We start from the raw sequence: 25,819 nt of genomic DNA, 5'->3' as shown, positions 1-25,819 counted from the left end.
AAGGCTACCTTAATAATCAAAAAAGTGAATTATTAATTGAACAGCTCTTTGTAACGATTGACTTGAAAATACTGTCAACATGCAAATATAAATGTCCAGAGCAAATTGCAATCATTAAACAATTGTTATTATCGCTATATTCTCGAATATACATGACACCTGAAGAAATAAAGGTTAACTAGCGATATAACTGAGCACAGCACACATGCTGAGCGCATAAAGACAAATTTTTCAGTAATGCTTTCTTATATAAGCATCACTGAGCAACAATCAGGATTATATTAACAGCTTACTATGTAAAAATGGCATAGTAAGATTGACACCCGAGAGGCTGACAAGCAGCTGTTACAAAAGCGATAGATTGCTTTGTGTACTAAGCAAATGGTGTGCTGTGACTAATTTATGAGTCACAGAAACTATGAAAAGAATGTTAATCAACGCTACACAATCAGAAGAATTGCGTGTAGCGCTAGTTGATGGTCAACAACTATATGATTTGGATATCGAAAGCCCAGGTCATGAGCAAAAAAAAGCCAATATCTATAAAGCAAAAATCACACGTATTGAACCTTCATTAGAAGCTGCATTTGTTGATTACGGTGCTGAGCGTCACGGCTTTTTACCAATGAAAGAAATTGCTCGCGAATACTTCCCTAGCGGTTACACCTTTCAAGGACGTCCTAACATTAAAGACGTACTTACTGAAGGCCAAGAAGTCATCGTACAAATTGATAAAGAAGAACGAGGTCAAAAAGGCGCAGCCTTAACTACGTTTATTTCTTTAGCTGGTAGTTATTTAGTATTAATGCCGAATAATCCACGAGCTGGTGGTATATCTCGCCGCATTGAAGGTGACGAGCGTTCAGATTTAAAAGCATCATTAAGTAAATTAAGCCTACCCAAAGGCATGGGCTTAATTGTTCGCACCGCTGGTGTTGGCAAAGACTATGAAGAACTTGAATGGGACTTAAGTGTACTTTTACACCATTGGAGTGCCATTGAAACAGCTGCAGAATCACGCCCTGCTCCCTTTTTAATACATCAAGAATCAAATGTTATTTTACGTGCCATTCGTGATTATTTACGTCGCGATATCGGTGAAATATTAATTGATCGCCCTAAGATCTTTGAAAGTGTACGTAATCACATTGAAGTAGTACGACCTGACTTTATGAGTAAAGTTAAGTTATACACCAATGATGTACCGTTATTTACGCATTACCAAATAGAAACCCAAATCGAATCAGCATTTCAACGTGAAGTAAGATTACCTTCTGGTGGTTCAATTGTTATTGATCCAACCGAAGCCATGACTTCTATCGACATTAACTCTGCTCGCGCTACCAAAGGTGGAGATATAGAAGAAACCGCGTTCAATACTAATTTAGAAGCTGCTGATGAAATAGCACGTCAGCTACGTTTACGAGATTTAGGTGGTTTAGTCGTTATTGACTTTATTGATATGACGCCAGTACGCCACCAACGAGAAGTAGAAAATCGTATGCGTGATGCAGTTAAAGCAGATAGAGCGCGTATACAACTTGGCAGAATTTCGCGTTTTGGTCTTCTTGAAATGTCCAGACAACGTTTACGTCCATCAATTGGTGAAACCAGCCAAGGGGTATGTCCTCGTTGTAATGGCACTGGTCATGTCCGTGGCGTAGAATCGCTTGCCTTGTCGGTGTTACGCTTAATGGAAGAAGAAGCCATTAAAGATAATACTCAGCAAGTACAGGCACAAGTTCCTGTGCCAGTTGCTACATATTTATTGAATGAAAAACGTCGTTCGGTAATGCATATTGAAAAGCATCACAGCGTACATGTGTTAATTATTCCAAACCCCAACTTAGTAACGCCGCAATACGAAGTTATTCGCGTTAGAAAAGATGAGTCTATTGCAGAAGCAAGTTATCAAACACCGGTAATTGAAGCGAAACCAGAGTTAGCGGTTATGCCGAAATTTGATAAAAAAGCCGCACAAAAAGACGAGCCGTTATTGCAAGGTATATCTGCACCAAAACAAGCGCCTGTTAGCCAAACAAAGGCTGCTCCTGTTGTTAAAAACCAACCCAGTTTATTTGCTGCAATAGGCAAGTGGTTATCTTCATTGTTTTCTACTGAAGAAACAAAAAAAGAAGAACCTAAAAAACCACAGCACAAAAATGGTAAACGTGATTACGAACGTCGTGGTGGTCAGAGAAATAGAAATCAACGTAATAAGCGCAATCATGAGCGACGCCCAGATAAGCGTAATGAAAAACCAAGCGCTGAACAGAGCGATAAAGTCAATAAGCAACATAAAAAGCCTCAACAGCCGAAGCACACTAAGCCTAAAGAGGAAAAGATTGCTGAGAAAAGACAACGTAGAAACGTTCGTAAAAAAGTACGTGTTGCTGACCAAAACAATGCCACTAACGAAGATAAACAACCGGTTAAAAAGCAGCCGGCTAAAAAAGTTGAAGATGTTCAAAACAATACTGCTAACGCTAAAGTTGCTGACGTTAAAGACTCAAAAGCATTAACAGCAGTCGTTGAAGCCACTTCAGAAGACGCCAGCAATAAAAAAGGTAAAGAAGAGCGCACTAGAAATAGACGTTCACCAAGGCATTTGCGCTCGCATGGGCAACGCAGACGTCAAAATACTAATGAAGAACAACAAAATGTTGAAGCAACATTAGACCCGGTAGAGGCGCGTTATCCTGAAGCTATCGCTCAAGAAGCACAATCAGTTGAGGTTCAACAAGATTTACCTTTAGAGCACACTTCAGCAAAAGACAATACTGTCAGCCAAGAAACCGTAAAAGGTGATACTGTTGTAGATAAACAACATAATGTAGAAGAATCAGCTAGCACGCTAGCTTCTGTTGAAACGGAAAAATCAGCGCCAGAAGCAACTACGAAATCTGAAGCTCTTGATAGTAAGCCTGAAAAAGTGGAACAACCTAGCTCAGCACAAGCAGAAGTGAAGAGTGAACCTGAAACCCTAGACCAGGATGTTCAAACATTAGAATCGGATAATAGCGATAACACACATCAAGACACTGCTACTGTTGACGTTGAAAATACAACAGAAAAACCTGAAGTATCAGAAACTGATTCAAGCCAAACAAAGGTAACGGATAACCAAAAGCCAACGGCAAGTAAGCCTAAAGCAACTGCTAAAGCTAAAAAAGCTAATGGTTCAACCAAAGCTAAGCCTCGAATTAAAGGGCATGCTTTTGCTGCGATGTTTAAACCAGCAACTATCCATGAAACTGGCGAATTACCTACCGCTTCGGCAACTATTGAAGAACGCGTAAAAGTTAACACCTCTGGTAAAACAGCTTTACGCAAGCATGCCACAAGTACAAGCCAATCAGGTCCGGTTAAACCGTAGACTTCCCGAGTCAATTTATGCAAAAAAGGTCAGCTTATAGCTGACCTTTTTCATCATAAATTTCCTATTAAAACTTCTTTTGCGCTTTGAATTTGATCTAAAGTAATAAATCCGGTGAATTCAATAGAGTCATTGTCGTAAAGTCAGTATAATAGTTGCCATTATTTAGTAACCAATATTACTTCATGAAAACACCTTGGTACAAAGAGCCTTGGGCTTGGCTCGTATTTTTTCTTCCGTTCTCTGCTGTTGTTGCAGGTATTACCACAGTTATTATTGCCAATACTGATCCTGACCCTTTGGTGGTGGGCGATTACTATAAAAAAGGTAAGGCAATTAACTTAGAAATATCTAAAATAAAGCTCGCACAAAAACTGGGAATGAAGTTTGATTTAAAACTTGATAACCAAGTACTCGTCATCAAACCAACGGGGATAGATAAAGAGTTTCCGTTACTTAACGTTAATTTTTACCATCCAACGTTGAAAGATAAAGACTTTTATTTCGCCTTAACACCTGATGCTTCCGGTCATTTCAGGCAATATATTGAACAAGAAGTTAGCGGAAAATGGCGCGTTACTATTGCGCCTTTTGAAGAACATTGGAAGATACAAAACGTTATTACCTTACCCCAATCTGATTTTATCGAGATAAAACCTAAGGCTATTGAAGCTCATTAAGCTATGCACATTTCTTGTTTTCACTGCGGTGAACCCATTCCAAAAGGTTTATCGCTGATTGTTACGATTGATAATAAACCACAGCCAATGTGTTGTGTTGGTTGTGAAGCTGTCGCGCAAACCATTGTTGATAATAATTTAACGGATTATTACCGTTTTAGAACAGAGTCAGCCCCCAAGGGCGAAGCACTTATTCCAGAGCAACTTCAAAAGCGCACTTTGCTTGACGAAGAGAGCTTACAAAGCGAATTTATATATCAAGATGGCCAGTGTAAAGAAGCTATTCTAACCGTTGAGGGTATCAATTGCGCAGCCTGCGCTTGGTTGATTGAAATGCAGATTAATCAATTATCCGGTGTGGTTAATATTAATGTTAATGCGACGACTCAACGCGCTACCATTCGTTGGCATCATAGCGATATTAAGCTTAGTGAAATTTTGATCGCTATTGAAAAAATTGGCTATCAAGCCCTCCCTTTTAAGGCGAGCGATGCCGAACAAGCCAATCAAATTCAAAGTAAAGCCTTTATTAAACGATTAGGTATTTCTGGCATCTTAATGATGCAAGTAATGATGATTGCTGTCGGCCTATATTTTGGTGCCTTTAGTGATATGGCAGAGCATTTTGTGGTTTATCTTAGATATGCCAGCCTAGTGCTTACTGTTCCTATTGTTACGTATGGTGCGTTTATCTTTTATATCGGCGCTTATAATGCCTTAAAAGCAAAACGTCTTTCCATGGATGTACCCGTTTCCATTGCGATTATATTGGCTTTTATTGCCAGTGCATGGGCGACCATTTACCAAACGGGTGAAGTTTATTTTGAATCAGTATCAATGTTTACCTTTTTATTGCTCATCGGTAAATTTTTAGAGTTTAGAGCACGTAATAGAGCTGCAGAGGTTTCGGCTAATCTATTAAAATTAATGCCGATGACCGCAACTAAATTAGTCAATAATCAAGAACAATATGTTGTTGCTCGCAAACTATTACCGAAAGATATTGTGATGATAAAGCCAGGTGAAGTGATCCCTGCTGATGGCGTTATCACTCAAGGTAACAGTCCAATCAATGAGGCAATGCTTTCTGGTGAACAACTACCCGTTGACAAAAGCCTGGGCGATACTGTTTTTGCTGGCACTATTAATGGCGATGGCAACTTACTCGTTGAAGTAAAGCAAGCAGGAAGTTCATCATTTTTAAGTCAGTTAATTAGAGTCAGTGAAGCATCCCAAGCTCATAAACCCAAAATTGCACAACTATCTGATACAATTGCACAATATTTTGTCGCGGTGATATTACTCACCGCAATTGGCACGGCGATATATTGGCAACAACATATGCCGTCAGAAGCATTTTGGATCACCTTATCCGTATTAGTAGCCACTTGTCCTTGTGCATTGTCACTAGCTACCCCAACCGCATTAACATGTGGGACTACACGATTAAACCGATCAGGTATTATGATTAAGTCTTCACATGTCATGGAAACGATACCCGAGATCAATACCATTGCTTTTGATAAAACAGGCACGTTAACAACTGGCGATTTTGATATTGCAAACATAGAAATGTTAGATGACAGCTATAGTAAAGATAGGGTTCTTGCTTATGCTGCAAACTTAGAATCGCATTCCGAGCACCCTATTGCAAAAGCGTTTACTCGCTTTCGAGACTTTAGCATAATCAGTGAAAAAATAAGCATAGATGCTGGCTGTGGAATTTCAGGAGTTATTGACGGTAAAGACGTTAAAATTGGCAAACCCAGTTGGATTTTCTCAACTGAGGTTCCTAAAGCTTTATCCGCTTTTAGTTGTATAGTTTCAATAAATAATCACCCCGTTGCTGCTATTGCTTTAATCGATAATATTAGGGAGGAAGCAGAAAATGTTATTCACACACTTAAAGCTAAACACATTAACACTATTATGCTTTCTGGCGATAACGCTTCTGGCTGTGAAAAAGTACAACAAACACTTCAGTTAGATTCAGTACATAGCCAATTAACAGCGACCGAGAAAATGCACACACTAAAAGCAATACAACATAAAAATACTATTGCTATGGTAGGTGATGGTATTAATGACACCCCTGTTTTTGGTGCTGCCCATGTATCTATCGCCATGGGTAGCGGCACTGAAATTGCGAAAAGCGGTGCAGATGTTATCTTGCTAAACAATCGCTTAACGTCAATTAATCTACTCCAAAGAGTCGCGTTAAAAACCAAGCATATTATTTGGCAAAACTATGGTTGGGCTTTCGGATATAACGCAATTGTATTACCCTTAGCAGTGTGTGGGTATATTACTCCGTATATGGCGGTGATCGGTATGTCTTTAAGTTCAATACTGGTTATCACGAATTCGTTACGATTATTAAAAGTGAAATAAACCAAAACTTATGAGTGTTATTTACGTACTTATCCCTATCGCTATTTTATTAACAGCTCTAGGTATTTACCTATTCTTTTGGGCGGTAAAATCTGATCAATTCGACGATTTAGAAAAGCAAGGGCTAAGTATTCTGTTTGAAGAAGACAAAAATAACACTGTAGAAAACAACAAGAAAGATAAACAAGAAACATCTAACAATGACTCTTGATTATTTTTCAGCCTTTCTTATTGGCATACTAGGCGCAGGCCACTGCATTGGTATGTGCGGTGGAATTTCCTCGATGTTAACCGCTGCTGTTAAACAACATAGTAGGAAATCTTTTTATTTTGTTGCTGCTTACAACATAGGAAGAATTTTCACCTATTCATTTCTCGGGTTAGTGGCTGGTTTTACTGGCTCACTTAGTATTAAAGCTTTAGGGTTACCTGTGATTTCCCTAAAGTTTATCGCTGGTTTTTTTCTTATTTTATTAGGTTTATACATCGGACAATGGCTATTTTGGCTTAATCACGTTGAGAAGCTAGGCCGTACTCTTTGGCAAAAACTTCAACCCATTTCTAAACATTTACTTCCAATTGATTCTACATCCAAAGCCTTAGGGTTAGGCATGTTATGGGGGTGGCTTCCTTGTGGTTTAATATATTCGACATTAACTTGGTCAATTGCTGCAGGCAATGCAATAGACGGTATGGCTATTATGTTTTTCTTCGGAGTAGGTACCCTTCCAGCATTATTGACCGTTTCGTTAGGCTTTCAAACCATCACTGTTATGTTTAAAAAATTGTGGGTTCGTCGTTTCATTGCGTTAGGATTAATTTGTTACGGCGTATTTACACTTAACGTTGCATACCAACTCTTGTTTTAATACTATGCATTCAATTATCTAATGTAGGAACGTTATGAATAATCAACATTGTCCCGGTCAACAGCACATACATTGTCAAAGCTGTAGTTTGAGTGAACTTTGCCTACCCTTTTCACTAAACGAACATGAGTTGCAAACATTAGATAATATCATCAACCGTAAACGCCCAATTCATAAAGGCGAACAGTTATTTCATGATGGCGATAAGATGAAGTCATTGTATGCTGTTCGTTCAGGTACGTTTAAAACATTTACCATTAACGAAAATGGTGAAGCACAAATTACCGGGTTTCATTTGGCCGGTGACTTACTTGGGTTTGAAGCTATCGCGTTATCTGAACACTCAAGCTTTGCTACTGCTTTAGAAACCTCAATGGTCTGTGAAATTCCTTACGAAACCTTAGACACTTTGTCTAATTCGATGCCAAAATTAAAAAAACAAATATTACGCATGATGAGTTCTGAAATAAAAACAGATCAGGCAATGTTAACGTTATTAAACCGAAAAAATGCTGAACAGCGTTTAGCCACTTTTCTTTCAAGTTTAAGTAAGCGATATCAAGAACGTAACTTATCACCCACAGAGTTTAGACTAACAATGACGAGAAGCGATATCGGTAATTATATTGGTTTAACCGTTGAAACCATCAGCCGATTACTCAATCGTTTTCATAAAAATAATATCATTGTTGTCAATGGCAAGTTGATCACTATCGTTGATATTGACAAGCTAAATGCGTGCGCAGCACTATAAGTAAGTGTACATTACTGTTTACTTCATCTTTGATTTAAAACAACAAATTAAAATGTAGGTAACGCTATACTAAGGCTTGTCGAACTTTCGAGATTAACTGTTGTTTGCGCTAAACCCTTTTTGTTTAAGACGCTAGCAATGTAGTTTGGTTAATCTATGTAAATGGCGAACAACAATAAACAGTTAGCGTTTGGTACAGAGAAAAGGCAACGGTTTTTGTCATTTATACAACGTTATTGCTTTTTCATGTGGAATTGCCACACATTAATCGCAATGCCTTGTTTAAATACCCATAAGCGGTTGTAAAAATAAACGAGAAAGATCAACAGACCCTAACTATAATTGATCATTAAAGACACTATTTTGGAGTCAACAATGGAAAAATATCAAAAGATTTTAGCAGTCATAGATCCTACTACTGAAGAGCAAAAAGCATTAAAACGTGCAATAGAGCTAGCTCATAAAACTCAGGGAAATATTGTCGCGTTTCTGTCTATTTATGATTTTTCTTATGAAATGACTACCATGCTATCAAGTGATGAACGCGAAGCCATGCGTCAATCCTTAATTGATGACCGTAAAACATGGCTTGAAAATATCATCGCCCAAGAAAACCATCAAGGCCTAACAATCAACCACCAAGTTGTATGGCACAACAGACCTTTCGAACCCATTATTGAACAAGCGATTCATCATAACGTTGATATTGTCATCAAAGGTACTCATGAGCACGATAAGTTAAAAGCCGTTATCTTTACGCCCACTGATTGGCATATCTTAAGAAAGTGCCCTTGCCCTGTATTGTTAGTGAAAGATCATAGTTGGCCTGCAAATGGTAATATTGTAGCGTCAGTGAATGTAGGTAGTAACGAGTCAGAACATACCTCATTAAATGATATAATCACTCAAGAGGCTGTTCTACTTGGCAATATTATTCACGGTAATGTGCACTTAGTGAATTCATACCCAGGAACACCGGTAAACATTGCAATTGAAATTCCTGAGTTTAACGCCAACGAATACAATGATTCAATGCGACAACATCACCAACAAGCCATGCAAAATCACGCGACTAAATACAGTATTTCAGCTGAAAACACCCATGTAAGGGAAGGGTTACCAGAAGATGTTATTGAAGAAGTGTCTCAACAACTTGATGCGGAACTTGTCGTTTTAGGGACAATAGGAAGAACGGGAATTTCTGCTGCGTTAATTGGAAATACAGCCGAGCATGTTATTGACCGATTAAATTGTGATGTATTAGCTTTAAAACCTGAAGGCTACAAATCACCTTTACAAGATTAACCTATCAAAGTGTCATATTCTTAAGCAAATAACTATTTTACGAAGGCTTACTTTGCTAGGCCTTCTTATTTGTTAAATAGCAACAATAATGAACATTATTTAACTCTAACTTTCTAGTAGGCTAAATAAAACAATCAATAAAAGCATATTCTGTGATTTTTAAAAGCAAGTTAACGTCTATTCCGCTAATTTTTACTTATCATCATCTTATAGACACTTTATAATGGCGCCCATTTCCGTTTGAGATGCCAAATACACATGACATACACTGATACTCGAAAAGATAATTATGAAGCTAACAAACTGCAAAAACGCCTACGCAGTAAAGTAGGAAAGGCGATTGCTGATTTCAATATGATTGAAGAAGGCGACGTAATTATGGCTGCTATCAGTGGTGGCAAGGACTCATTTGTGATGCTTGATACGCTTTTATACTTAAAGCGAGTTGCGCCAATAAACTTTGAAGTAATCGCTGTAAATCTTGATCAAAAACAACCAGGTTTCCCAGAACATATTTTACCAGCTTACCTAGAAGAAAAAGGTATTGATTACTATATTATCGATAAAGACACCTATTCAGTAGTAAAGCAAAAAATCCCAGAAGGAAAAACTACCTGCTCTTTATGCTCACGCCTTAGAAGAGGCTCCTTATATGGTTTTGCCGAAAACATTGGCGCAACAAAAATTGCGTTAGGTCATCACATGGATGACATCGTTGAAACGTTGCTCATGAATATGTTTAATAATGCAAAATTGAAAGCCATGCCACCAAAGTTACTCAGTGATGATAAACGTAATATTATCATTCGTCCGCTTGCCTATTGCCGGGAAAAAGATATTGCAACACTAGCAGAAATTAATGATTACCCTATTATTCCTTGTAATCTTTGCGGCTCTCAAGAAAACTTACAAAGAAAAAAAATTAAGAAAATGCTAACAACATGGGAAAACGAATCTCCAGGCCGAGTAGAAAATACGTTTAAAAGCATACAAAATGTGAGCCCTTCTCAGCTTTCTGATAATAGCCTTTATGACTTTTCTAGTTTATCTATTGATAGAACGCAAGCACCAAAAGAACATGAATTTAGTGGTGTCGATATTTCTTCATCAAATTTAATCGATATAAAAAATATAGAAATTATCGATGCTTCTTAATAGAAGCATCGATAAATGTTGTTTATACAATGAAACAATAAATACCAAAGATAATGTGATTAAATGTGATTACCAAGGGAGTCTGTCGGCCTAATTACCGAGCGACTTTGTCGTAAAGAGCATATGTGCCAATAGCGGCCTTTTATATTGGCACATATTTTCAATTGACTATAAGCCTGTGTACCGCTCAAAACGATTTTGACAGATACCATTTGAGTACCTTTCAGATTTTATACACCTAAATTCTAATACACGATCTAATTCACCGAATAGTCGGATGCCACTACCAAGTAATATTGGTATTGTTGTAATTATAAGTTCATCAACCAAGTCTTCTTTTAAAAAAACCTGAACAGTCAAGCCACCATCTATATATAAATTGTTGTACCCTTTATCCTTTAACTCGTTATTGATACTTTTTAGATCTCCGTTAACTAAAAATGCTTTTCCTTCTAGTTTATCTGGCACTTTCTTCAATGATTTGCTTAAAACGAAAACAGGTTTGCTGTAAGGCCATTCAATATCCATATTAGCAACCAACTCCATCGTGTTGCGACCCATAACTAAAGCATCGATGCTTTCCATGTGAGCCTGATAACCCATATCGATATTGTCTGGATTAGGAATAGTCTCTAACCAATCAATTTCATTATTTTTTCCAGCGATGTAACCATCAAGGCTTGTAGCTATAAATACTTTATTGGACATAATTACCTCAATTGACTTAATTTAACTTTATTCTACATTGTAGAATATATTAATATTATTCTACAATGTAGAAATTAAAAGTAAAGTATATAGATTTTTATATGAATCAATCCGAAGCAAAAAGGGGTCGCCCCTCCAAAGATAAAGACAGTCTTAGTGCCGAGTTAATAATAAGTAAGGTTAAATTTATGATGGATGGTACTGGGAAAGTTCCTAGCATGAGGGCTATTTCGAAAGAATTGAACGTAGATCCTATGGCTTTGTATTATTACTTTAATAACAAAAGCATTTTGCTGGAGGGGGTTGCTAAGTCACTAATGTCTGAAATATATGTACCTAGCGGAAAATTAGATTGGAAACAGGAACTAAAAAAGCTTTCAATAAGCTATTTAGCCATTCTCAAAAAATATGATGGGTTGTTAGAGACTCTTCTATCAATGTCTTCAAACAGCCCCGCTGATGTATTTATAAGTAGATTTAGTTTAATTGTTAGCCCATTAAAGCTAAGAAACGATCAAGAAAAAGCTTTTCTTGATCTATTAGTTGACTATCTTCATGGTTTTTCAATGGCACTAGCTTGCGACTCAACGGGTGAGTTGACACCAGACTGTGCAGATAACTCCCTAGACTTTTTGTTCAAAGGGGTACGGGTACGCACTACTACTTAAAGTTTACATGTCCGCTTATCGCTCATAGCTGTCTGTCATGTGAAGTCTAAACCGATTAGACTAAATTTTGAGTCAGATATGAGCTACTACAGATAATGGCAAAGCAAGTGCTACTCAAGGTTCGTTTCAACCGTTAAGTTATATAACTGGTGAGTTTGTATAGTTTATGAGTTGAATACTTTTTATGTTTAATATTGATTACTATTGTAATTAACCAGTTTAAGTATCACATTTCTTTAACGCTTTTCTCTTTTTTGGCTTAAATAGCCGGCGCCAAGATAACATAAAACCTGTAAACACAAGAAAACACGCAGCTAGTGATGCTAAGCCCGCAATGGTTTGACCTATCAAACCATAATATTCACCGGTATGTAAAAACCTTACCACACCCCATGCTTGATCCCCTTCTGACCAATCTTGGCCTCGTTTTACACGTATTACCTCTGCAGTATCGTTATCTAAGAAAAGTGCATAAGCACGTTCATAACTATTACCCAAGCTTGGATCAATCCAAAAACGCGTATTCCCCGTTTCTCTGCCAAATTCTAACCACATTGAGTGCCAGTCACCTACACCGTTTTCAATTGCGTGTTGCTTCGCGACAGTAAATAAAGTTTCATATGACTGTTTCCCATCAATAAGTTGAACAGGCACTCGACGTTCTCTTGGGCCCGGTGCATCTTCTCCATACACTCCATAGAGCAAATCATTTGCCCAATGAAAATGAAAGACAGTGGCAGTAGCCACTATTATAAATAAAGGTAGTATTGCCCATACACCAAACACATGGTGCCAATTAAAGTACTTAGCATGTCGGCTTTTGAATTGTTTTTTAAAAAATAATTGTGTCTTAATTAATCGCCATTTAAAGTGGCGTGGTAACCATAAATACGCGCCGGTAATGATAAGGAAAATAAACAGCAAATTACTATATGCGGTAATTTCCTTACCGATAGGTTGCTTACTTCCTTCAAGCGCTAACCAGCGGTGAAGGTCGGTAATGAAATGAAGAGTTTCAACAATCCAACTATCTCCCTTTAGAATGATTTCACCAGTATAAGGTGATAATAAATAGCGATTCGGTCCTGCCCAAACTGGTATGGCACGCTCTTCTCCCTTAAATTGATGAATATAGAGGTGATTTTCATCCGGGTGTTTTTGTCGGATAATTGATAATATTTGATCCGTATTTAAGCGTTGTTGACCGGCTTGCGGTTTAACACTATGTCTTGCATCATCCCATTCTTTAATTTGTGCTTCATAGGTTAATAGAACCCCAGTAGCAGACATGATGAACACCACAACACCTACAGTAATCCCTATCACTAAATGTGTCCAAAAGAGCATTTTCCTCAGCATTTTATTGGCCCTTATAAAATACTAAACGGTAATCACTTTTCGTGATTACCGTTGTGTAATTGATTTAGTTAAAAAAGTTTAGAAGTTATAAGTTAATGAAACACGGATATCGCGTCCTGCCTCATATAAGCCTGACACCCCTTCCCAACCAGGAACAACGTTATAATCACCGACACTTGAATGATCAATATATTGCTCATTAAGCAAGTTGGTGACGGTTAGGTTAACTAAAATTGACTCGTTAGGCTCCCATTGCAAATATGCGTCGTGTACTTGATACCCTTTTTTATCTATCTCTGTTGTTGTTGGTGTCCAACCAATATCAACTGCTCGATGAAACACTTCAATATCGTTCAAATCTTCAACGTATTCTAAGTTCCAACCCATTTCAATAGTGTTCGAAAGCGCGTAATTGACATTAAAGCCCCAGGTATCACCGCGTACATTAGCTAAGCCAATATATTCATAACCTTCAACCTTATTGCCGTTTAATTCTGCATCGCTATTTGCGTAGTTTGCGACAATTTGAAAATCGCCAATCCAGTAACCAACTTTCAATTCAAAGCCGTCGGTTTCTAATGTACCCACATTTTCATAATAAGTACCTTGACCTAATTGGTCTAAAATTACGTTATCAATATCACTTTGATAGACAGATGCAACAATATTCCAATGATCATCACGGTAAGTTAGACCTAGTTCAGTGTTACTCACTTCTTCCGCTTCTAACGCGGGATCAACTGTTACATATCCAGCTTCAATGGTAAAAGAGTCACCAATTTCTTTACCACGCATTGCTTGAGCGTAACCTACATTAAGCGTCCAGTTATCATTTAACGTATATTGAATTCCTAAGTTTGGACTCACTCCATCACTGTCTACTTTATTATCATAAGTTGCTTGATCTAATTCGTATTCATCATACCTAAGCCCCATACTTAGTAATAAGTCACGAGTAAGCTGCCAGTGATCTTGTAGGTATATTCCAGTGACAGTGCCTGTTTCTTTTGCACCAGCATCACTTGGGGCGCCAGCTGTTACTTCGTCATCTCGATATTCAATACCGTACGTAAGTGCATGTTCGCCAAATTGGCTACTGTTTCGAATATCAAAGCCCGTTGAAGAAACTTCACCTTTATAGATACCCCACTTATCATAAATATCTTGTTCAACACTCGCTTTAGTTGTGTAAATGCTTGTTTCTAAATTGACCAGATTATTAGCTGCATACGCATGGTTAAATACCAATGTGTCTCGTTCAACGGTAATTGGATATAAAGGGTTCCAGCTTGACTCTGGCCAGTTAGGACGTTGTACAAAATCTCCTTCTTCTTCACGAGATTCATAGCTTAAACTTAAGCTTTGATTTTCATCGATGTTACCGCTAAGTTTAATAAAACCTAAGCTTTGCTCAGGATCAGTGCCTGAAACCTCATTACCATCGCCATCTTCCATATTTTCACGGTCGGTGTATACGTAAGAAGCTATTACACCCCAGTCATCATTAAATCGACCATAAAGAGCAGCACTACCTTTGTAACCTTCATTACTGAAATAATTTGCCTTGATTTTTCCACCGAAGCTTTCATTGTCTTCGAGTACATCATTAATATTTTTGGTTTTAAAACGAATTGCACCACCAATAGCGCCAGAACCAGCCGTTGCTTCACCAGCCCCAGCTTGTACTTCAACTTCTTTTAATAGTTCAGGGTCGATGGATAAACGTCCAATGTGATGGAAAAGCGTACTCGTTTGAGGCGCACCATCAACCGTAACATTTAATAAGGTATCTTCCATACCACGGATATATACCTTTTGGGCAATACCAAGAGAGCCACCAACAGACACTGAAGGCACTAGTCTAAATACGTCAGCTAAGTCATTCGCTTGGTATTTTTCGAGATCTTGTGTGGTGACTAATGTATTAGTGGTTTGACCAACAACAACAATAGATTCAATGTTATTATTGCCTTTTTGGTCTGTATTTTTATCGATATTGTTTTCTGCAAGCGCTTGTTGCCCACTAAGTGCAAACAAAATCGCTACGGAAAGTGGCTTAATACCACTTTTTAATAATGTCGGATTCATAAGAGACCTATAGTTTACTGATTGGCTTTTTAAAATTACGAATACGAATTATTGTTATTTACAGAGAGAATAACAGCATCTTTACATTTTTTACATTTACTGGCCAATAAGGAATAACTTATACCCGACAATCTACAGGCACTAGTTATTTTTTGGGGATCGTAATTATCATTGCTAGCCCTCCCCCCTTACGATTGCTTGCTTTGACTTCTGCTCTAATCGCTGATAATTGTCGCTGCGCTAGCGCTAAACCTAATCCAAAACTATTTCCGTTACGTTCTCGTGATTTATCTACCCGGAAAAATGGTTTAAATATTGTTTGTAATAAATCCTCAGGTACACCCGGACCGCGATCAAGAATAGCTATTTCATATTGATCGTTTTTAACAAGTAAGGTTATCTCTACAACTTTATCTTTAGGGGTATAACGAAGTGCATTCCGTAATATATTTTCAATTGCCTGACCAAGAGCACGGTGATTAGAGTTTTCAATCAAGGCAGTATCTGGCAATTGACTTCTCATGTTTTTATCCGGAAATTCAAATGTTGCATCTGTAATTAATACATCGAGTAAATCGATTAAATCGAGAGATTCATTTTTTAATTTGGGTTTCTCATTTTCTATCCACGCTAGTGACAACGTATCTTCCACTAACCTTCTAATGTGCTTTGATTCTCTCTCTATACGTTTAATATTACCTGACGCTTGTTCATCATTAACTGTCGCTAAAGCAATGTCTAGCCTTGTTAATGGTGTTCTTAGTTCGTGGGATAAATCAGCGATAAGTTGCCGTTGATTTAAAATTTGTTCACCAATGCGACTTGCCATGTCGTCGAAAGTTTTGGCTAAATCAGAAAATTCATCATTGCGCTTCCCCATAAACTCACTTGCTCGACTGTCTAATTGCCCTTCACTGAATAGGCGTGTCGCTGACTGCAACTGCAAAAGTGGTTTCATGATATAGCGATAAAACAAAACACAGAGCAACGCTAGTAAAATAGTAGGTATAATTATTTGAATGGTTAATTGAATATAGCGCCAATAAGCGCCAGGCCGCATTCTCTTTGGAAGTTGTATCAGAAAATTAGCCCTAACGTTCTCAAAAGCCACTTCCATGACAGGGTTGTAGTCAAGATATAAGTGTATTTTCCAATCGACACTTCGACCAAACATTGGGTCTCCTTGATACACTTCTTTAATGGGGTCTCCTGCTACATTCGCATAGTCAAAACTAACCACAGACACCCACGTGTTTTCTTGCTGCTTAAGTGCCTCCAGAAACTGACTTAACCTTACTATATCACCAGATTTATACATTTTTTCGGCGCGTCTTCCCCAATCAGTGATTTGCTGCCGATGCTCTAAAGCCAACATGCTCATGCCTTCTTCAGTGCGTGATGTCAGTAGATTAATAAAGTAAAAAAGCGCAACGACACCCGTTGCAAAGATAATACACATTTTCCAGAACAGTTGACGACTCATACAAAGCTATACCCTTTACCATGACTCGTTTTTAAACGTCCTCCAGTTCCATTTACCGTATTTAGTTTTTTACGCACACGGCTTAAGTGCATGTCTAAACTTCGATCGTATTCCCCAATACTGCGGTTTAACACTTGTTGATATAAATAGGCTTTACTAAGTACTTGGCCTTTGTGCAAAAATAGCTCCCACAATAACTTAAACTCTATCGGAGTAAAGTCGAGAGTTTGCTCATATATTGATACCGATAAGGTTCTCGCATCTAATGCTAAATTATCTTCAGATAACGTTTTAATATCTTCAGTAGGTGTATTTGAGACACTTCGTCTAAGTAGGGCTTCAATCCTTAGAATTAATTCTCTGGTATTAAATGGTTTTGCCACATAATCATCTGCACCTTGGCTAAATCCTTCTATGCGTTCTTGTTCTGCCCCTTTTGCTGTTACCATAATGACAGGGACTTGAGTCGTTTTTCGTAACATTTTAAGCAAGGTCAAGCCATCTAGTACCGGCAACATAATATCGAGTAAAATTAATTGGTATTGTTGACTACTCGCTTTAACTAACCCTGACTCTCCGTCAAAACATTGTTCTACAAAAAAGCCATTAGCCTGTATTAATTCCGTTAGTTGGTGATTAAGCTCTATATCATCTTCAATGATCAATATTTTTACTCTGTTCATTGTTTAATATTCTCTTTTATACAGAAGGAATTCAGCTTATACACTATGTCAATCTTAACATAAAAGTAGATAAGCTCTTTTCTAATGGGAGCTTGGTACTCCTAACAAATCAAGCCGTCTTCGTTGTTCTTGTTTTTCAAGTGTATATTGATGAGGTATATAATTCCTGATTATTTTTTGTTAATACCTATAGATTAAAAGGGGAGATACACTGTAAAAAAAACTATCAATAGTTGTTAATTGACAAAGCTCTATTTTCATTAATTGTACCTGACCCCTTAAGTTAAAAACCATTGCTAAGCAATGGTTTTTTATGGGTAAGTATTAATGAATATACACTCTATTGTGTCTAAGCATTTCGGATATTTCTAAAATATAATCGGAGCCACGTTCTGAATAAGGTAATAAGCCTGTAACCAATAATGATGAGTCAACCGGCAAGTTTTTTTCTCGAAGTTGACTGCGTATTTGCCGTAGCACTTTGTAAGCCGCGTTTGTGTTTATATTTAACATATAATGCGCAACCGCCTGTTCAACACTGGTAAATGCTGCAACCTCGTGTTTTAAACCTTCATCTCGGCTACCAGGTACCATGCCACAACCTTTTTTATAGCACCAAATGCCAAAGAAATTTAACCCGATCCGCGCAAATCTAGAGGTTCCCCAAGCAGATTCATTAGCTGCTTGAACTAATACTAACGGCGTGGGCACAATATCTACCCGAGTTATTAACAATCTTACTTTTTCCGCAATAGACAATCGCGTATTCAGCTTATATTTTAACGCTAATGCTTCTACTTTTAGCGCATGTGTGTGAGGTATTTCGTGCTGATAGGTCAACTGCTCTTGCCAAGCTAAAAGCGACTTTCGAAGCTCAGCTAAACGGTTATTTTCTGCAACAACTGCCGGTTTAAGAAAGTCAAAAAAAGCCGTTTTCTTTTGTTTTACGTGTCGAAAATCAGCAAAACGCGGTAATACAACATCATGTAGCGGTTGCTCACCCGTTAACTCTTTATCAGGTTGTTTCGGAATTGGAATTTTTTCATCAACTTTGTATTTATCTTGTTCAAGTAAAGGTTTAATTACCGCCCATAAACATAAAAGGCCAAATAGCCCAAGTATTGAGTGCTTTATAAAACTCATGAATGATTAAACGTCCTGTCGATTAAGCTGAGAAAGTGGAATCAAGAGGGTTATTCCCTCCTTTAGCGACTGACAACTGCATACCAAATATTTCACGGTATAACACCCCCTTAACATTATAAAACAGAGGGGCAAGATAGGTCAGTGCGAATATAGTTATTACCCCACCAAGTAAAGAAGCTGAAGTATTAGCAAATAAAACAATCGGTAAAAAACTCGCAATAAGTAATAAAAATAAAATCAAAAATAAAGCAAAAATATTAAACCATTGGTGACGTGTTGCTTTTAATGAAAGTACGATAGCTTTCATTGGCGACATACGTTTCTCAACAACCAAGGGTAATACTAATGATAAAGCAACCATTAGGTAGATACCCGGCAAATAGTAAAGTGTCATACCAATTGCGACTAACGTTGAACAAAACAATGCGCTCACTGCTACCCAACTTCCACGCTTTAAAAAGCCAAAGACTAATTTAGGATGCGTTTTTAAGCCGACAGCATGAAAAATCCCCATCATTTCAACCCCCACTAGAAATGGGTAAACCACCAGTGTCACGATGATATTTAATAACGCTGTCGCTTGTTGATCTTTCAGTACGGCCTCAATACCGCCAAAGTACTGACTTACCAGTAAAGAAACAACCACACCAAGCATAAGTACAAAAATTAAACCAAGGTTAATAGCGGTACGTGAACGCTTAGTATTTTCCCACGCTTCATTTAATACTGCTTTAACATCAATTGAATACTCACCTTTGACGGCTTTTTCTAAATCGCCACCTACTTTAATTACCGAGCGCTCTTCCATACCAACCTATATTTACTCATCACTTTTTCACAAAATGTTATTAACAGTGATGTGAACTACAAAGGTGTAATTATACCTAATTGAACGCCGTTTATAAAAATTATTTATTGTTATTGTGCGCCTGTTGTAAAATATCAGCTAAAACAGTTTGGAAATATTCAGTACCTTTATTATTTGCTAACGTGATATTTTCTTCAGGGATTAATTCAGGTTGTTTATAGCTTTTTAAAGCCTTTTCCATACTAGCTTCTCGTAATATATGTAGTATAGGTAACGGAGAGCGGTTAGTATAATGGCTTGCTTGTGATGGTTCCTCACCTTCAAATGTATAATCTGGGTGAAATGTCGCTATTTGAAAAGTGCCCTCGTATCCACAGTCACTTAATAAATCATTAGCGTAATCAACAAGAGCAAGGTAGTCTTCAAAATCATTAAAACCTTGATTAAAAATCACCAAGGTTGTTTCAATATCTGGAAATTTTACCAATCTCTCTACCTGTAAAATAAATTCTTCAAGTGCTGGTGTAAAACGACGGGAATCACAAACATAATATTCAATAGTTTCATTTATTAATTCTTTCTTGGCAAATGGACAAAAATTTAATGCCACAACAATATTTTCAAGCCACAGTCTTGTTACTTTGACGGCTTCTTCTGGAGTTAATTTATCCATCTTTACTATCACTTTTTTGTAAATGCCACATATTATAATATCTACCTTTATTATTCAGTAGCTCTTGATGGGTACCTTGTTCGATAATTTCACCTTGATGCATTACCACGATGTTGTCAGCATCAATAATAGTCGACAAACGATGTGCAATCGCTAAGCTGGTATGGTCACTAGATATCTCCTTTAATGCAGCTAATATAGCGCGTTCTGAGTGAGAGTCGAGTGACGATGTTGCTTCATCAAAGACAATAATCTTAGGATTTTTTAAAATTGTTCTAGCAATGGCTACCCGTTGCTTTTCACCGCCTGACAATTTTAACCCTCGCTCTCCTACAGTTGTTTCAAAGCCTTTTGGTAGTTGATCTATAAATTGGCTTAAATGGGCAAGTTCAGTTGCACGTGTTACCTGTTGATCACTTGCTGTTGGATTTCCATAGCGAATATTTTCTCGGATAGTATCGTTAAATAGCACAGTATCTTGAGGCACTATTCCTATATTTTCACGTACTGACTGCTGAGTGACTTGTGTAATGTTTTGACCATCAATAAAAATATTACCTTGTTGGCTATCATAAAAACGAAATAACAACTTCACTAACGTTGATTTTCCAGAGCCACTTTCCCCTACAATGGCAATTCTTGCTCCTGCAGGTATTTTCAATGAAAAGTTTTTGATAATTGGTCTTTCTTGATGATACGAAAACTCAACGTTTTCGAAAACAATTTCCCCGTGATTTAAGTGTAAATTTTCGGCACCTTCACGATCAGAAACGGCGGGTTTTGCACTGAGTAAGCCAAACATTTGCTCGATATTTGCAAGCGAGCCTTTCATTTCTCGGTAAACAAACCCTAAGAAGTTTAAAGGAATGAATAATTGCATCATAAATGCGTTAACAAGCACAAAGTCACCTAACGTCATTTCACCGTATGTTACTTGATGTGCAGCTAATCCCAGCATGGCTGTCATCGCTATTGAAATAATAAACGCTTGGCCACCATTAAGCGCAAATAACGTTAATCTATTTTTAATTTTTGCTTGTTCCCACAATGCTAACTGTTTATCGTATGCCTTAGCTTCATATGCCTCGTTAGTAAAATATTTAACTGTTTCATAATTTAATAAACTATCAATCGCACGAGTATTACTTGAAGAATCGGCTTTATTTGCTGCCCTGACATATTTCGTTCGCCACTCTGTCGCAAACACTGAATATGCGATATAAATAACAATTGAAAACAAAGTAATTAGCGCAAACCATAGACCATAATTAACTAACAATATGCCAATAACCATGGCAATTTCGATTAATGTTGGCAATACATTAAACACCATGAAACGCATTAAAAAGCTAATACCTGAGGTGCCGCGATCAATATCTCTTGATAAACCGCCTGTTTGACGTTCAAGATGAAAGTTTAAATCCATTGCATGTAAATGTTCAAAAACTTGTAAGCCTATCCTTCTAATTGCCCGCTCTGTTACTCGACCAAATAATGTATCTCTTATTTCTGCAAATAACACAATGGTTAGGCGTACTAAACCGTATGCTGCCACTAAGCCAAATGGAACGATAAACAACTTATTTTCTAGATGAGAATCCAGTGAATCAACAATATCTTTGAGAATAAACGGTAAGTATACACTGGCCACTTTGGTTGCTATTAAACACATCAGAGCAATGCCAATTCTAACTTTAAATTCAAGCAAATACGGGATCAGTGATTTAACAATGCGCCAATTGAAATGAGTAGGTTCTTGCTCGTTATGTTGCATTCGTCTCATATTGTGCTCGTTAAGGGGTAAATAAAATCGTATGTGTTCGCCTAAAGGTAACAACGGCTTGCTATAACTAACTTAATCCATTCGAAACACTCGCTAAAGATCTCGTGGCCTTTAAGCCAAGAAACAATCGGTGTATTATGGAGCGAAGTTTACAAAACACAATGGGTAATAATGTCATTTATTCATCAGCTTATTGATAGGTGTTTATTTACCATAATGTTTATTATTGGCATTCAATGTCCTGCCTTTCTAACGCAGTATATTCAACAACTATCTGCTCGGTTAGAGGAGGCTAAATGGCAGCTTTCACAATATCAAACCTTAGCAGACATGCATTTTAATGGTAGTTTATCTAAGCTTACTGAACATTACCTTTCAAATAGCGACACCATTATTAACAAAACAGGTATGATCGTTAATGAATTAATCGATCGTCGAGACTACTTAGCATTCCAATTTACCAGCTTACATAATCAGCCTTATTTAGAGCAACTATGGTTTTTCACTACAAACGTTGATGAAAGTATTGCCCAGCAAACCTATACAATGTTTAGCTTAGCTATTCCATTAACAATAGAAGCGTTGTGTACAGGTTTCTTCATTGCAATACTGGTAATGAGTTTACTGAAATTATGCTTATACACCTGCAGTTGTGCTTATCAACGTATGTTTAAACGCATAGAGGTAAATTAGGCAGTATGATCAGGATACTTCTGCTTTATATCGATAATTGATTTTTGTAGAAATATCGTTAACGCTTCCATGTCTACTTTATCTAGTCTGTTGATATATAAACATGATTTCGCGGTTTTTACCTTACCAATATTTTTAAGATAATCTTGATAATGATCAAAGCCCTGCATGATATACAACGAAAGATTTTGCTTTCTTGGTGAGAAGCCCGTTAGCATCCACTTGTTAGTGCCCTTACTATTATGATATTGGTATTGACCAAAACCAATAATAGCACTGCCCCACATTACAGGTTTGAAACCTGTTAATTCTGTGAAGATAGATAATAAGGTATGAGCATCTTCTTTGCGCACTTCGTTATCAATAGTTGATAAAAATTCATGCACATCATGCTGATTAGGCTGTGTTTTAATCTCAGTCATCAGAGTACTGATAGATTAATATCTTCTATTCATTACATAAAAGGCTACCGAAGTAACCTTTTATATAAAAAACTAAGGCTAGCCGTTGCCGTCTTCAACACGACTTTTTAACTTTTGCCCAGGTCTAAAAGTAACAACGCGACGAGCTGAGATTGGAATATCTTCACCCGTTTTAGGATTACGCCCTGGGCGTTCACTTTTTTCGCGAAGATCAAAATTACCAAAGCCAGACAATTTAACTTGTTGCCCAGCCTCTAGTGTTTCACGAATTTCTTCAAAAAATATTTCGACAATATCTTTTGCGTCACGTTTACTTAAACCAACTTTTTCAAATAAATGTTCTGCGACTTCTGCTTTGGTTAGCGCCATTGCTTAATCCCTCAGTGATGCATTTAGCTCATCTTTTAACGTTTCGACCACTCGATTTACAACATCATTGATATCTTTTTCTTCAAGAGTCTTTTCATGATCTTGTAGTATCATGGCAATAGCGAGGCTTTTAAAGCCATCATTTATTCCATTGCCTTTGTATACATCGAACAAGTTTAGATCAACTAAATAATTTCCGCCAACATTTTCAATGAGTTGTAACACTTTTTTTGCATCAACACTCTCTTCAACGATGACAGCAATGTCACGCCTATTTGCCGGAAAGCGAGAAATATCGCCAGCTAGCGGGATGTTCAGTGTTGAAATTTCACTCAATAAAAGCTCAAAAACTAATGTGCGGCCATTCAAGCCTAATTTTCGTTCTAATTCAGGGTGTAAGGTGCCAACGTGACCAATTAGCTCGCCATCTTTCAAAATAGCAGCGGTTTGTCCTGGGTGTAATGCATCGTGTTGAGCTCGTTCAAAGGTATAAGCTTGGCTATTTGCAGTTCTTGCCAATAACGATTCAACGTCAGCTTTGATATCGTAAAAGTCACTAGCTGACTTTTCCATATCCCAGTGTTCTTGATTGCGATTGCCAGATATTACACCAGCGATCATTTGTTGTTGACGAACACCGTTTTCAACGCTTTCGTCAGGTACAAAACGTAAGCCAGTTTCAAATAAGCGTATACGTTGTTGTTGACGGTTTTGGTTGTATACAACCGATTGTAATAACCCCGTCCACAAGCTTAAACGCATTACCGACATCTCAGATGAAATAGGATGCGGCAATGTCATCACTTCTTGTTCTGGGTGAATAAGCTGTTGAATTTTAGGGTCGACAAAGCTATAGGTTATCGCTTCTTGATAACCTCGCGTTACTAATGTTTGGCGTAAACGTTTTATAGGTAGTTGTGCTTCTTTACGATCACACATGGCTAATGTTGCTTTTGGTGACGTATTAGGAATATTGTTATAACCAAAAATACGCGCAACTTCTTCTGTTAAGTCTTCTTCAATCGAAATATCAAAACGATACGTTGGTACACTTACTTGCCACGTTTTGTCTGCAAAGGTAACAGTAAAACCTAACCTCGTTAAAATTTCGATAACCTGTTCATCAGGAATATGATGACCAATACGAGAATCTAGTTTACTACGTCGAAGCGCAATTTGCTTAACCTTAGGTAAATGTTCTGAAGCTACAGCTTCAACAACAGCACCAGCTTCGCCGCCTACAATCTCAAGTAATAAGCTCGTTGCGCGCTCCATGGCTTGGTGCTGTAATTCAGGATCAATACCACGTTCATAACGATGTGATGCATCGGTGTGTAAACCATATTGGCGCGCTTTACCTAGAATAGCTAAAGGGGCAAAAAAAGCACTTTCTAAGAAAATATCTTTCGTTTTATTCGTTACACCCGAATGTAAACCACCAAAAATACCAGCAATGGCTAATGCTTTATTATCATCAGCGATGACTAATGTTTGTTCATTTAAGCTGACTTCATTTTCATCAAGCGTGGTTAACTTTTCATTCGGCTTTGCATAGCGTACATCAATCCCCCCTTCAATAGCATCTAGATCAAAAGCATGCATAGGATGACCTTGCTCAAGCAAAACATAATTGGTGATATCAACCACAGGGTCGATTGAGCGTACACCACTACGGCGAAGTTTTTCTACCATCCATAGTGGTGTTTGGGCGTCTACATTAATATTTTTGATCACTCGGCCAAGATACCTTGGACATGCTTCTGAAGCCGATAATGTAATGGACCGTTTATCGTCAATTGTAGAAGGAACACTATTAATTTCAGGTTCGTTAACAGCTAAGCTATTTAAAACACCTACTTCACGTGCTAAGCCTTTTAATCCTAGACAATCGCCTCGGTTTGCCGTTAAATCAACATCAATAGTAACATCGTTTAAATCTAAGTAATCCCGTATGTTTTCACCAATAGGGGCATCTTGTGACAACTCGAGAATACCATCACTATCTTCTGCTAGGCCTAACTCAGATTCACTACAAAGCATACCAAATGAAGGCTGGCCACGTAGTTTTGCTTTTTTAATTTTAAAATTACCCGGTAGTACAGCGCCAACCATAGCGACAGCAACTTTTAAGCCTAATCGACAGTTTTTTGCACCACAAACAATATCAATTAATTCGCCATCTTCACTGGCGCTGCCTACATTAATTCTTGTTACTTGAAGTTTGTCAGCATCTGGGTGTTGGCCACATTCAACCACTTCCCCTATCACGACGCCTGAAAATTCACCGGCAACGGGTTCTACCCCATCAACTTCTAAGCCTGCCATGGTGATTTGGTGGGTCAATTCATCCGAAGATATTGCAGGGTTTACCCACTCTCGTAACCAAGATTCACTAAATTTCATGAA

General features: G+C 37.7%; 22 protein-coding genes. 10 read left to right on the top strand and 12 right to left on the bottom strand.

Going from position 1 to position 25,819, the window contains the following annotated elements; all coding sequences use genetic code 11:
- Window positions 1-418 precede the first annotated feature (418 nt).
- The 8 genes from rne to ttcA all read left to right on the top strand — a co-directional run bounded on the left by rne (window position 419) and on the right by ttcA (window position 10,530).
- Entirely contained in the window at window positions 419-3,376 is a 2,958-nt protein-coding gene (rne, locus tag Q4489_RS12195; protein WP_303480782.1) for a ribonuclease E, read from the top strand.
- Between the two features lie 185 nt (window positions 3,377-3,561).
- Window positions 3,562-4,056 (top strand): FixH family protein, encoded by a 495-nt coding sequence (locus Q4489_RS12190; protein ID WP_303480780.1) that lies wholly within the window; start codon window positions 3,562-3,564, stop codon window positions 4,054-4,056.
- Window positions 4,057-4,059: 3 nt separating this feature from the next.
- Window positions 4,060-6,447 (top strand): heavy metal translocating P-type ATPase, encoded by a 2,388-nt coding sequence (locus tag Q4489_RS12185; RefSeq protein WP_303480779.1) that lies wholly within the window; start codon window positions 4,060-4,062, stop codon window positions 6,445-6,447.
- A gap of 10 nt (window positions 6,448-6,457) precedes the next feature.
- On the top strand, window positions 6,458-6,658 hold the full coding sequence (gene ccoS, locus Q4489_RS12180; RefSeq protein WP_303480778.1) for a cbb3-type cytochrome oxidase assembly protein CcoS: 201 nt from the start codon (window positions 6,458-6,460) through the stop codon (window positions 6,656-6,658).
- Entirely contained in the window at window positions 6,648-7,316 is a 669-nt protein-coding gene (locus tag Q4489_RS12175) for a sulfite exporter TauE/SafE family protein (protein ID WP_303480777.1), read from the top strand. Before ccoS ends, Q4489_RS12175 begins: the two co-directional genes overlap by 11 nt.
- A gap of 34 nt (window positions 7,317-7,350) precedes the next feature.
- Complete coding sequence (fnr, locus tag Q4489_RS12170; protein ID WP_303480775.1) at window positions 7,351-8,070, top strand: fumarate/nitrate reduction transcriptional regulator Fnr; 720 nt, start codon at window positions 7,351-7,353, stop codon at window positions 8,068-8,070.
- A gap of 375 nt (window positions 8,071-8,445) precedes the next feature.
- On the top strand, window positions 8,446-9,375 hold the full coding sequence (gene uspE, locus Q4489_RS12165) for a universal stress protein UspE (RefSeq protein WP_303480773.1): 930 nt from the start codon (window positions 8,446-8,448) through the stop codon (window positions 9,373-9,375).
- Between the two features lie 258 nt (window positions 9,376-9,633).
- Window positions 9,634-10,530: a tRNA 2-thiocytidine(32) synthetase TtcA gene (gene ttcA / locus Q4489_RS12160; protein ID WP_303480771.1), complete on the top strand. Its 897-nt coding sequence runs from the start codon at window positions 9,634-9,636 to the stop codon at window positions 10,528-10,530.
- A gap of 168 nt (window positions 10,531-10,698) precedes the next feature.
- Here ttcA and Q4489_RS12155 read toward each other — a convergent pair whose 3' ends face one another.
- Window positions 10,699-11,238, bottom strand: a complete 540-nt coding sequence (locus tag Q4489_RS12155; RefSeq protein WP_303480769.1) for a dihydrofolate reductase family protein — start codon at window positions 11,236-11,238, stop codon at window positions 10,699-10,701.
- 101 nt (window positions 11,239-11,339) lie between these two features.
- On the opposite strand from Q4489_RS12155, the gene Q4489_RS12150 reads away from it, so the two are divergent.
- Window positions 11,340-11,906, top strand: coding sequence for a TetR/AcrR family transcriptional regulator (locus tag Q4489_RS12150; protein WP_303480767.1), 567 nt, complete (start codon window positions 11,340-11,342; stop codon window positions 11,904-11,906).
- Window positions 11,907-12,125: 219 nt separating this feature from the next.
- Here the strand turns inward: Q4489_RS12150 and Q4489_RS12145 are convergent, their stop codons facing one another.
- From Q4489_RS12145 to Q4489_RS12110, 8 genes are all read right to left on the bottom strand, one after another.
- The gene (locus tag Q4489_RS12145) at window positions 12,126-13,253 is read right to left on the bottom strand and encodes a PepSY domain-containing protein (RefSeq protein WP_303480766.1); all 1,128 of its coding nucleotides are present in this window, start codon (window positions 13,251-13,253) and stop codon (window positions 12,126-12,128) included.
- A 90-nt stretch (window positions 13,254-13,343) separates the two neighbouring features.
- Window positions 13,344-15,353, bottom strand: coding sequence for a TonB-dependent receptor (locus Q4489_RS12140; protein ID WP_303480765.1), 2,010 nt, complete (start codon window positions 15,351-15,353; stop codon window positions 13,344-13,346).
- A gap of 145 nt (window positions 15,354-15,498) precedes the next feature.
- Window positions 15,499-16,836, bottom strand: a complete 1,338-nt coding sequence (locus Q4489_RS12135) for a histidine kinase sensor domain-containing protein (RefSeq protein ID WP_303480764.1) — start codon at window positions 16,834-16,836, stop codon at window positions 15,499-15,501.
- A complete protein-coding gene (locus Q4489_RS12130) occupies window positions 16,833-17,519 on the bottom strand; it encodes a response regulator transcription factor (protein WP_303480761.1) in 687 nt (228 codons plus the stop codon). Before Q4489_RS12130 ends, Q4489_RS12135 begins: the two co-directional genes overlap by 4 nt.
- A 324-nt stretch (window positions 17,520-17,843) precedes the next feature.
- Complete coding sequence (locus Q4489_RS12125; RefSeq protein ID WP_303480759.1) at window positions 17,844-18,662, bottom strand: glucosaminidase domain-containing protein; 819 nt, start codon at window positions 18,660-18,662, stop codon at window positions 17,844-17,846.
- Between the two features lie 22 nt (window positions 18,663-18,684).
- A complete protein-coding gene (locus tag Q4489_RS12120; RefSeq protein WP_303480757.1) occupies window positions 18,685-19,473 on the bottom strand; it encodes a hypothetical protein in 789 nt (262 codons plus the stop codon).
- A 100-nt stretch (window positions 19,474-19,573) separates the two neighbouring features.
- The gene (locus Q4489_RS12115) at window positions 19,574-20,146 is read right to left on the bottom strand and encodes a DUF1415 domain-containing protein (RefSeq protein WP_303480755.1); all 573 of its coding nucleotides are present in this window, start codon (window positions 20,144-20,146) and stop codon (window positions 19,574-19,576) included.
- Complete coding sequence (locus Q4489_RS12110) at window positions 20,139-21,929, bottom strand: ABC transporter ATP-binding protein/permease (protein ID WP_303480752.1); 1,791 nt, start codon at window positions 21,927-21,929, stop codon at window positions 20,139-20,141. The genes Q4489_RS12115 and Q4489_RS12110 overlap by 8 nt, the downstream gene beginning before the upstream one ends.
- Before the next feature lie 171 nt (window positions 21,930-22,100).
- On the opposite strand from Q4489_RS12110, the gene Q4489_RS12105 reads away from it, so the two are divergent.
- A complete protein-coding gene (locus tag Q4489_RS12105; RefSeq protein ID WP_303480750.1) occupies window positions 22,101-22,622 on the top strand; it encodes a DUF2937 family protein in 522 nt (173 codons plus the stop codon).
- Here Q4489_RS12105 and Q4489_RS12100 read toward each other — a convergent pair.
- The 3 genes from Q4489_RS12100 to pheT form a co-directional block, all read right to left on the bottom strand.
- A complete protein-coding gene (locus tag Q4489_RS12100) occupies window positions 22,619-23,044 on the bottom strand; it encodes a DUF1801 domain-containing protein (protein WP_303480747.1) in 426 nt (141 codons plus the stop codon). The two genes, Q4489_RS12105 and Q4489_RS12100, sit on opposite strands and share 4 nt — an antisense overlap.
- 78 nt (window positions 23,045-23,122) lie before the next feature.
- Window positions 23,123-23,413, bottom strand: a complete 291-nt coding sequence (locus Q4489_RS12095) for an integration host factor subunit alpha (protein ID WP_074495866.1) — start codon at window positions 23,411-23,413, stop codon at window positions 23,123-23,125.
- Between the two features lie 3 nt (window positions 23,414-23,416).
- Window positions 23,417-25,816: a phenylalanine--tRNA ligase subunit beta gene (gene pheT, locus Q4489_RS12090; RefSeq protein WP_303480744.1), complete on the bottom strand. Its 2,400-nt coding sequence runs from the start codon at window positions 25,814-25,816 to the stop codon at window positions 23,417-23,419.
- Window positions 25,817-25,819 lie beyond the last annotated feature (3 nt).

The organism is Thalassotalea sp. 1_MG-2023, from assembly GCF_030546745.1.
Classification (GTDB): domain Bacteria; phylum Pseudomonadota; class Gammaproteobacteria; order Enterobacterales; family Alteromonadaceae; genus Thalassotalea_C.
The sequence above is the reverse complement of the archived record's forward strand: the minus strand, read 5'-3'. Positions and strand labels throughout refer to the sequence as shown.

Bases quoted from the DNA above. Each gene is read 5' to 3' on its own strand.
- Q4489_RS12130 (WP_303480761.1), bottom strand. From the start codon at position 17,519: ATGAACAGAGTAAAAATATTGATCATTGAAGATGATATAGAGCTTAAT.
- ccoS (WP_303480778.1), top strand. From the start codon at position 6,458: ATGAGTGTTATTTACGTACTTATCCCTATCGCTATTTTATTAACAGCT.
- Q4489_RS12095 (WP_074495866.1), bottom strand. From the start codon at position 23,413: ATGGCGCTAACCAAAGCAGAAGTCGCAGAACATTTATTTGAAAAAGTT.
- Q4489_RS12185 (WP_303480779.1), top strand. From the start codon at position 4,060: ATGCACATTTCTTGTTTTCACTGCGGTGAACCCATTCCAAAAGGTTTA.
- ttcA (WP_303480771.1), top strand. From the start codon at position 9,634: ATGACATACACTGATACTCGAAAAGATAATTATGAAGCTAACAAACTG.
- Q4489_RS12125 (WP_303480759.1), bottom strand. From the start codon at position 18,662: ATGAGTTTTATAAAGCACTCAATACTTGGGCTATTTGGCCTTTTATGT.
- Q4489_RS12175 (WP_303480777.1), top strand. From the start codon at position 6,648: ATGACTCTTGATTATTTTTCAGCCTTTCTTATTGGCATACTAGGCGCA.
- uspE (WP_303480773.1), top strand. From the start codon at position 8,446: ATGGAAAAATATCAAAAGATTTTAGCAGTCATAGATCCTACTACTGAA.
- Q4489_RS12155 (WP_303480769.1), bottom strand. From the start codon at position 11,238: ATGTCCAATAAAGTATTTATAGCTACAAGCCTTGATGGTTACATCGCT.
- Q4489_RS12110 (WP_303480752.1), bottom strand. From the start codon at position 21,929: ATGAGACGAATGCAACATAACGAGCAAGAACCTACTCATTTCAATTGG.
- rne (WP_303480782.1), top strand. From the start codon at position 419: ATGAAAAGAATGTTAATCAACGCTACACAATCAGAAGAATTGCGTGTA.
- Q4489_RS12150 (WP_303480767.1), top strand. From the start codon at position 11,340: ATGAATCAATCCGAAGCAAAAAGGGGTCGCCCCTCCAAAGATAAAGAC.
- Q4489_RS12100 (WP_303480747.1), bottom strand. From the start codon at position 23,044: ATGACTGAGATTAAAACACAGCCTAATCAGCATGATGTGCATGAATTT.
- Q4489_RS12115 (WP_303480755.1), bottom strand. From the start codon at position 20,146: ATGGATAAATTAACTCCAGAAGAAGCCGTCAAAGTAACAAGACTGTGG.
- Q4489_RS12145 (WP_303480766.1), bottom strand. From the start codon at position 13,253: ATGCTCTTTTGGACACATTTAGTGATAGGGATTACTGTAGGTGTTGTG.
- Q4489_RS12120 (WP_303480757.1), bottom strand. From the start codon at position 19,473: ATGGAAGAGCGCTCGGTAATTAAAGTAGGTGGCGATTTAGAAAAAGCC.
- pheT (WP_303480744.1), bottom strand. From the start codon at position 25,816: ATGAAATTTAGTGAATCTTGGTTACGAGAGTGGGTAAACCCTGCAATA.
- Q4489_RS12140 (WP_303480765.1), bottom strand. From the start codon at position 15,353: ATGAATCCGACATTATTAAAAAGTGGTATTAAGCCACTTTCCGTAGCG.
- Q4489_RS12190 (WP_303480780.1), top strand. From the start codon at position 3,562: ATGAAAACACCTTGGTACAAAGAGCCTTGGGCTTGGCTCGTATTTTTT.
- fnr (WP_303480775.1), top strand. From the start codon at position 7,351: ATGAATAATCAACATTGTCCCGGTCAACAGCACATACATTGTCAAAGC.
- Q4489_RS12105 (WP_303480750.1), top strand. From the start codon at position 22,101: ATGTCATTTATTCATCAGCTTATTGATAGGTGTTTATTTACCATAATG.
- Q4489_RS12135 (WP_303480764.1), bottom strand. From the start codon at position 16,836: ATGAGTCGTCAACTGTTCTGGAAAATGTGTATTATCTTTGCAACGGGT.